6 protein-coding genes and 1 riboswitch are annotated in these 8,105 nt (G+C 70.9%); of the genes, 3 read left to right on the forward strand and 3 right to left on the reverse strand.

From position 1 onward, the window contains the following. Positions 1-155 precede the first annotated feature (155 nt). Positions 156-286: riboswitch (FMN riboswitch) on the reverse strand. 270 nt (positions 287-556) lie between these two features. After that, positions 557-793: a hypothetical protein gene (locus ACZ3IC_RS30555; RefSeq protein WP_467421469.1), complete on the forward strand. Its 237-nt coding sequence runs from the start codon at positions 557-559 to the stop codon at positions 791-793. Here ACZ3IC_RS30555 and ACZ3IC_RS30560 read toward each other — a convergent pair. Then, the gene (locus tag ACZ3IC_RS30560) at positions 777-1,967 is read right to left on the reverse strand and encodes an ROK family protein (RefSeq protein WP_467421471.1); all 1,191 of its coding nucleotides are present in this window, start codon (positions 1,965-1,967) and stop codon (positions 777-779) included. The two genes, ACZ3IC_RS30555 and ACZ3IC_RS30560, sit on opposite strands and share 17 nt — an antisense overlap. 145 nt (positions 1,968-2,112) lie before the next feature. On the opposite strand from ACZ3IC_RS30560, the gene ACZ3IC_RS30565 reads away from it, so the two are divergent. Both ACZ3IC_RS30565 and ACZ3IC_RS30570 read left to right on the forward strand, forming a co-directional pair. After that, positions 2,113-3,345: an MFS transporter gene (locus ACZ3IC_RS30565; protein WP_467421474.1), complete on the forward strand. Its 1,233-nt coding sequence runs from the start codon at positions 2,113-2,115 to the stop codon at positions 3,343-3,345. Positions 3,346-3,791: 446 nt separating this feature from the next. Beyond that, positions 3,792-5,183 (forward strand): uracil-xanthine permease family protein, encoded by a 1,392-nt coding sequence (locus ACZ3IC_RS30570; RefSeq protein ID WP_467421475.1) that lies wholly within the window; start codon positions 3,792-3,794, stop codon positions 5,181-5,183. 347 nt (positions 5,184-5,530) lie between these two features. Here ACZ3IC_RS30570 and ACZ3IC_RS30575 read toward each other — a convergent pair whose 3' ends face one another. Both ACZ3IC_RS30575 and ACZ3IC_RS30580 read right to left on the reverse strand, forming a co-directional pair. After that, complete coding sequence (locus ACZ3IC_RS30575; RefSeq protein ID WP_467421478.1) at positions 5,531-6,490, reverse strand: GNAT family N-acetyltransferase; 960 nt, start codon at positions 6,488-6,490, stop codon at positions 5,531-5,533. After that, positions 6,487-8,105 (reverse strand): peptidase C14 (locus ACZ3IC_RS30580; RefSeq protein ID WP_467421479.1); only part of this gene is annotated, 1,619 nt, incomplete at its 5' end. The genes ACZ3IC_RS30575 and ACZ3IC_RS30580, both read right to left, overlap by 4 nt.

Here is an 8,105-nt window from a genome sequence, read left to right on the forward strand (position 1 = left end):
GGTCCTCCTGCCTCTTCGGGCACGGACTCCGGGGCCTGTCGATGACGACAGATGAAGCGGGAACGCAACAGGGGGACGCCTCATGCCGAATACACGGATGGATCGGTCGCCCGAAGACCATCCGCCGACGGCGGCGTACCCAGTGAAACGGCCCGCCGCGCACTGCCTCCCATCCGGACTTTAACCGTCGGTCCAGGAATCCCACCTGGTCAACCGGCCGCTGGATGCGGACGGGTCGCGGACTATAACCGCCGGTTCGGAATTGCACCGACCCCGGAGTGCGCTGCTACTGGTACAGGATCAGTCTGCCACGCCCGCTCATGGGTCATGCCGGTGAGCACCTGTGGAGTGACTCACAGGAACCCGGCGCGAGGTCCACAAAAAACGGGACAGCCGGGCCTTAAAGGTCCAGACCTATTGACGCAATGGTCCAGTCCTCTTGATCTCTGCGTCACCCGCGAGGAGCGGCCCCGCGGTGTGCGCACACCCGGGGCATCAACACGGCCCACCCCCTTGCCAGTTGTGTTCTGCCGAACCTCCCCGGGAGGAACCGAACGTGCCGTCCCCCACCCGTGCGAGAGCCACCCTGCTCGCAGCCGGCTTCGCCGCCACCGGACTGCTGATGGGCTCGCCCGCGCTCTCGCGCCCCTCTCCGGGCGACCGGAGGGAAGCGGCCCCTGATGCCCGTACGGCCGGCGGATACCGGCACGAAGACCGTCCGAGCCCCGAACGGGCCGCGAGGAAGACGCCGTTCGAGGACTTCCTCGCCGAGCGGTTCAGCCGGCCGGAGTGAACAGCTCGTCCTGAGCCGACTCCCGCGCCGTGAGCAGCGCGCCGCGGAGCACTGCCCAGCCGCCCAGCCGCCCGGCCCTGACCTCGGTGCGCAGCGGGGACATCAGGGCCAGCCGCTCCTCGACCCGCGCCGCGAGTGCGTCACCGCCGACGTGGCCGACCTCGCCCGCGAGCAGCACACAACCGGGGTCGAGGACCGCGGCGACGGCGGCGGCGCCGAGTGCGAGACGGCCGGCGAGGGCATCCAGGAACACCTCGCTCTCCCCCTCCCCCGCCAGCGCGGCCCGTACGGCGAACGCGGCGCCCGGTTCCTTGCCCCCTTCGGCCGTACCCGGGGGCACCACGATGCCGTGGGCAGCGGCCAGTTCACAGACCGGGGCGGAGCCCACCAGCGAGTGGAACCCGCCGTCACAGCTGACGGCCGACGGGGCGCCGATCGTGCCGGGCACCGGCAGGAAGCCGATCTCGCCCGCGCCGCCGGAGGCCCCGCGGCGCAGCTTCCCGTCCAGCATGACGGCGGCCCCGACGCCGTGGCCGAGCCAGAGGAGGACAAAGGTGTCGCGGTCGCGGGCCGCACCGATGCGGTGTTCGGCGACCGCGGCGAGATTGGTCTCGTTCTCGACCAGCACGGTGGCGGGCGCCCTCTGCTGGAGCACCCGTACCAGTCGTCGATGCCAGGCGGGCAGCCCGGCGGTGTCGCGCAGCTCGCCGGTGGCGGGGTCGATCAGACCGGGCGCGCCGATGCCGACACTGTGCAGCGGGGCGGCTCCCGCCTCGCGCGCGGTGCGTTCCAGCAGGGCGGCGGCCTGTTCGGCGGCGGCCTCGGTGTCGGTGTCACTGCCGATGGGCAGGGTGGCCTCGGCGAGCGTGGTGCCGAGGAGATCGGCGACGACCACGGCGACACTGCCGGTACGTACGTCGAGCGCGGCGAGGTGGGCGCGGTCGGCGGCAATCCCGTACAGCCGGGCGTTGGGGCCGCGGCGCTCGGCGCCGGCCTCACCGACGACCCGGATCAGACCGGCTCCCTGGAGCCGTTCGACGAGGTCGGCGACGGTGGGGCGGGAGAGACCGGTGCGGGCCTTCAGCTGCGTGGCCGTCAGCGGGCCGTCCTGCTGGAGCAGTCGCAGGGCGAGCCGGTCGTTGATGGCCCGAGCGGTGCTCGGTGATGCGGGCATGCCGGGATCCTTCCAGATCACTGCCGCACGGGATGAAAGGGTGGACTATTTATCAGGCAGGGTGCCTGATAGTTTACGCCCGCACCGTGGAGACGGGCGCCGGAGTCGCCGACGGCGGAGGATTCCCAGGGGAGGGCACGGCGCTATGACAACGGATTCCACAGAGACGGTCTTCGGCATGGAGCAGGTGAGGCGGGCCAGATTCGCCGTAGCCGCGGTCTTCGCCGTGCACGGCGCGGTGACCGGCAGCTTCGCCACCCGGGTGCCCTGGATCCAGGACCACGCCGGGGTCAGCGCCGGGCAGCTCGGTCTCGCCCTCGCCTTCCCGGCGATCGGCGCCTCGCTCGCCATGCCGCTGGCCGGTGCGATCAGCCATCGCTTCGGCGCCAGGACCGCGCTGCGCGGCCTGCTCGCCCTCTGGACGCTCGCGCTGGTCCTGCCCGCACTGGCTCCCAACCTGCTGACACTGTGTGCGGCGCTCTTCGTGTACGGGGCATCGGCCGGCATGTCGGACGTGGCCATGAACGCGCTCGGTGTCGAGGTGGAGAGCCGCCTCGACAAGTCGATCATGTCCGGGCTGCACGGGATGTGGAGCGTGGGCGCCCTGGTCGGTTCGGCGGCGGGCACCGTGGCCGCGCATCTGGGCGTTGACGCCCGGCTGCACCACTCCATCGCCGCCCTGGTCCTCACCGCACTGGGCCTGATCGCCTGCCAGGGCGTACTGGATCTGCGCAGCGAGCCGGACGAGGAGCCGCCGCCGCGCTTCACGCTGCCGCCGAAGTCGGCGCTCATCATCGGTGCGGTGGGCTTCTGCGCGGTGTTCGCGGAGGGGGCCAGCCTGGACTGGTCGGCGGTCTATCTCCGGGACATCATGGACACCTCCGCCGGGGCGGCCGCGGCGTCCACGACGGCGTTCGCGCTGACCATGGCGGTCGCCCGGATCGCCGGTGACAAGGTCGTCGACCGGTTCGGGGCGGTCAGGACCGTACGGGTGGGCGGCGTCCTCGCGACGGTCGGCGGAGTGCTCGTGGTCGCGTCACCGAGCGCGCCGTTGGCGATGTGCAGCTTCGGGCTCCTCGGCCTCGGTGTCGCCGTGGTCGTTCCCCTCGCCTTCGCGGCGGCCGGGCGCAGCGGCCCGAACCCGAGCCAGGCGATCGCGGGCGTCGCCACCATCACGTACACCTCCGGGCTCATCGCCCCGTCCGCGATCGGCTCGCTGGCCGAGGCGACGTCCCTGGTCGTGTCGTTCGGCCTGGTGACGGTGCTGGCATTCGGCCTGGTGCTGGGGGCCGGGGTGCTGCGGGCGGGCGACCGCAGGGCCGTGTCGCCCTCGGGCGCCGCCGCCGCGAGCGCGGCGGCGGTCGAGCCGCACCCCTGAGCCCTCGGCTCCGCAGGGCGCGGCAGCCGGTTCGGCCGGCGGTCGAGTCGGGCCGTTCCGCGGCGTGCCGCAGCGCGGTCCGGTCGGTCCCGGACCGGCCGGGTGCGCCGGTGTCGAGCAGGGTGACGGCGTTCAGTACGGACGCGGGGCTACCGCGGCGGTGCGGAGGGCGCCCAGGCACCGACGGGGTCCGCCACTCATCGAGCACCCCAGCAATCACGCACATGAACCATGTTCACGAACAAGATCATGCAAGCGTAGGGCCGCTGTTCGGAGCGACAATGCTTCGCCCACGATTCACGCATGGATCCGTGAGGGGCGCTCACGGCCCGCGACCCGGCCGAAAGCACGGCGCGATCCGGCATTACCATGGCGCTGATCATTTCTGCGGTTTGCACCATGCCGGGCGAGGCACTGGACTCCGCACCTACACACAGGGAGCGACCATGGGCCTCGGCGTGCGCTGGACCTTGCACGGCGACGGGAAGAGTCCCGCACCGGGGGCCGTGGTCCGGCCGGACGAACGGCTCTCCTGGCCCCGTACGTTCGGACTCGGCGCCCAGCATGTGGTCGCGATGTTCGGCGCGTCGTTCGTCGCCCCGGTCCTCATGGGTCTGGACCCGAACCTGGCGATCATGATGTCGGGTATCGCGACGATCATCTTCCTGCTGTCCACGCGCGGCCAGGTGCCCAGCTATCTCGGCTGTTCGCTCTCCTTCGTGGGGGTCGCCGCGACGATCCGGGCGAGCGGCGGCAGCAGCGCCGTGGTCACCGGCGCGGTCTTCGTCGTCGGTGTGGTGCTCTTCCTGGCCGGTCTCCTGGTGCAGCGGTTCGGCGCGCGGATCATTCACGCGGCGATGCCGCCAGTGGTCACCGGTGCCGTCGTCATGCTGATCGGCTTCAACCTGGCTCCGGTGACCGCGTCGACGTACTGGCCGCAGGACCAGTGGACCGCACTGCTGGTGATGCTGTTCACCGGTTTGGCCGTGGTGTGCCTGCGCGGATTCCTCTCGCGTATAGCGATCTTCCTGGGTCTGGTCTTCGGATACGCGCTGTCCTGGGTCTTCGACCGGGTCTTCGGCAAGATCCACTCCCCGGTGGGCGGGTCCGAGGCCGTCGACCACTGGCGGCTCGATCTGTCGGGTGTCTCCGAGGCCGACTGGATCGGGCTCCCGTCCTTCCATGCGCCCAGCTTCGAGTGGTCGGCGATCCTGGTCGCACTGCCGGTGGTCATCGCGCTGATCGCCGAGAACGCCGGGCACGTGAAGGCAGTCGGCGAGATGACCGGTGCCTCGCTCGACGACAAGCTGGGCACCGCGATCGCCGCCGACGGCGCCGCGTCGATGCTGTCGACCGCGGTGGGCGGCCCGCCGAACACCACGTACTCGGAGAACATCGGCGTCATGGCCGCGACCCGCGTCTACTCCACCGCCGCGTACTGGGCCGCCGCCTGCTTCGCTCTGCTCTTCGGGCTGTGCCCCAAGTTCGGCGCGGTCGTCGCCGCCATTCCCGGTGGTGTGCTCGGCGGCATCACCGTCATCCTGTACGGCATGATCGGCCTCCTCGGCGCCCAGATCTGGCTGCACGCCAAGGTCGATCTGCGCAACCCTCTGAACCTGGTGCCGACCGCGGCAGGCATCATCATCGGTGTCGGCGGGGTCAGCCTGAAGATCACCGACAACTTCGAGCTGAGCGGCATCGCACTGGGCACGATCGTGGTGATCGCCGGCTACCACGTGCTGCGGGCCTTCGCCCCGGCGCACCTCAAGGTCCAGGAGCCCCTGCTGGACTCGGGGACGTCGGCGTACGACGAACAGACACCGACGGACAAGGCGTAGTACCGCACGCACGGCGCGTGCGGTACGCGCCGTGCGTGCGGGGTCCGTTCCCCCGTTCCGATGAACAGCCCTGGTTCCGCGGCGGCTGCGTGATGTTCCGCTGCTCGCCGAGGAGTTCAGAGAGCGGACGGACGCGGGGGCGGGTCCGGTGGGGCGCTGTCCGCTCCCTCCTGTCGCTGACGACGCCCCGCCCGGCCCTCAGCTTGTTGTTTAATCCAGCAGATTCGAACACGTCTGACCGGCGCTTTCAGGCGCGATCAACGCGCCCGCGACGGGGTCGAATCGGGTGAACGCCCATTCGAACACAACAGAGGGTCTTGTTCGAATGGCGAGGTTAAATCTCAAGCTCAGAAGCAGTCGCCGTACCAGTGGACCGCGCCGGGTGCCGTGACCGTGGCCCGGACGGATTCGGTGGTGGCGTGCAGCGGCCGTGCCATGCCCACGTACTCCTCCACCGGCCGGGGGTCCGCCAGCAGGACCGGCAGTGCTGCCCGGACCTCGGGCCCGTCGGGAAGCCTGACCCGCGCCCGGCTCAGGCCCGCGGCCCGGCCCCGCTCGGCGACGGCGGCGAACAGCGCGCCCAGACACTCCGGTGCGCCCGCGAATTCGCGTACCTCCAGGCGCTCTTCCTCGTACTGGGCCACGAGCCAGCCGACGAGCGCCCCCGATCCGGGGTCCTCCACCACCAGCGACCGGTCGAGCGCGCCGTACCAGGCGGGAACGCGCACCGCCCAGTCCTCGGGAGTCCGCAGCGAGCTGAGCGGCCGGTTCGCGTTGTACGCATGGTGCAGGGCCGCCACCTCCACGGCGTCCTCGGCAGTGGCCTCGCGGACCCGGAGCGCCCCGACGGCAGCCGGGGACGGGAGCGACCCGTCGGCAGCCGGGGACAGGAGCGACCCGTCGGTGTACGCACTGCCGAATTCCTGCCATCCCGAGCCCCGGTAGACCGCGGGTGTCCCGGTGAACAGCAGTGACCAGGCACAGTGTTCGGCCATCATGGTGCGCTCCGCCTCCACCAACAGCCGCCGCACCAGCCCTTGGCCCCGGGCCTCGGGGCGGGTGGCGACGCTGCCGATGCCGCCGACCCGCTGCGGGGTGCCGTGCGCGTCGCGGATCAGTCTGGGCACGTAGACGACGACCGCGTCGATCCCGCCCCCCGGGCCGTCCTGCGCGACGAACGTGTGGCGGTGGCGGTCCGGGTCGAGGGCGTGGAGGCGGGCGATGTGCGGGGCGTCGAAGCACAGCCGCCACAGCGCGGCCAGGGCCGGATCGTCGGCGGCGGTCGCAGTCCTGATGACGGCCGTCACAGGATCAGGTTCCCGTCCGTGCGCACGGAGTCGCCGTCCGCGGGCATCGTGCTGCGCTTCGTGCCGTCCTCCACGCATGTGGTGTGCAGGACCGATTCCAGGGCGTCCGGGGCGAGGTGGAGCGTGCCGCCGGTGAAGCGGCTGCCGGTCGCCGCGTAGTGGTTCGTGCCGTCGGTGATGCGCACATGGGCGGTGTCCGGTCCGGAGGCTGCGCTGCTGAGTCCGCTGATGTCCCAGGTCACCTTCCCGGGGCCGGCCGCGCGGCCGAGCAGTGCCTTGGCCGTGTTGCTGCCGGTGAGGCGGGCGCCGCCGGTGACGGTGATCCGCTGGTCGCGCACGGCGCTGAGTTCTATGCCGGTGTTGTCGTACGTACCGCCGTCGATCCGCAGATCCGCCGATCCGATGGAGATCGGGGCCGCGTTCTGGGCGCCGGTGACGGTGCAGTCGGTGAAGTGAATGGGCCCCGCACCGCGCAGGATCGCACCGTCCACGCCCTTGAAGGCGCAGCGAATGAAGTGGACGGGAGCGGTGACCGGGGTCTGGACGAGGACGGCGCCCGCGGGCGGCTCGAAGGAGCAGTCGCTGATGGTGGTCGGCCGGGTGGAGCGCGCGGAGCGCTGGGCGACGGCGAAGGTCTTGGCGGTGCAGCCGCGCACCTGGGCTCCGTCGGCGTTGACGGTGAGGGTGCCGGCCTGATCGAAGGTGGGGCGCGGGATCACCGTGATGTCTTCGAGCGTCAGATCGGTGATCTTCGTATTGGCGGTGAACCAGGAGCAGACATGTCTGCGTACGGTGATCCGCTTCGCGGAAATCCCCCATTGTGCACCGGAGTTGGCTATGTCCATCAGTCCGGAGTTGCCGTCGAAGAGGAGATCGTGCTCGTACTGCCCGTGTGTCGTGAAGGGGTTGCCGCCCGCGTCGTCTCCGTCGCCGTGGCAGTTCACGACGGTGCAGTAGGCGGAGGCGGTGAGGTCGCTGAGGTGGCGGACGTTGCTGGTCGTGCAGTCCGCGACCCGTCCGTACAGGCAGTAGATCTGCTGGGTGAGGTAGCCCGCGCCGCCGTACTCGACGGTGGGCGGGTTCTTCAAGGAGCAGTCCTCGGTACGGAACCGGGTGCACCAGCGGCGCATGATGACCGGCCAGAAGGAGCCGGTGGCATGGATTCCGGAGACGTCGCAGCCGACGGCGTACTCGAAGCTGATGGGGTGGGAGCCGGTGTACTCGTCGGGGCCGGCGCCCTCGAAGACCAGGTTGCGGATGTGGGTGCCCTGGACCGGCTCGACGCGGGTCCACGTGAGGATGCGGCCCGCGGCGAGTTCCCAGCCGTTGAGGTAGCCGATTCGGATGTGGCCCGCGTCCACGATCTCGGTGATCTCGACCAGCTTCTGCAGCTCGCGCTCGTCACCGCCGCCGCCCGCGACAGGGGCGACCTGCACGGCCCACCACTGACCGACCTCGAACGCCTTGGCGTCGGGGACCGGGAAGGTGTCGGTGAGTTCGATGACCTTGCCGGAGAGCGCGTGCTTGACCGTGGTGTCGGTGACGGTGCCGCGGAAGGAGAGGACGGCGCCGAAGGGGTTGTCGTGGGTGTTCTTCTCGATGCCTTCGGTGCGCA

This window comes from Streptomyces sp. NPDC002958, from assembly GCF_055563255.1.

Excerpts from the sequence above, each read along its gene's own strand:
- ACZ3IC_RS30560 (WP_467421471.1), bottom strand. The coding sequence starts at position 1,967 with ATGCCCGCATCACCGAGCACCGCTCGGGCCATCAACGACCGGCTCGCC.
- ACZ3IC_RS30565 (WP_467421474.1), top strand. The coding sequence starts at position 2,113 with ATGACAACGGATTCCACAGAGACGGTCTTCGGCATGGAGCAGGTGAGG.
- ACZ3IC_RS30570 (WP_467421475.1), top strand. The coding sequence starts at position 3,792 with ATGGGCCTCGGCGTGCGCTGGACCTTGCACGGCGACGGGAAGAGTCCC.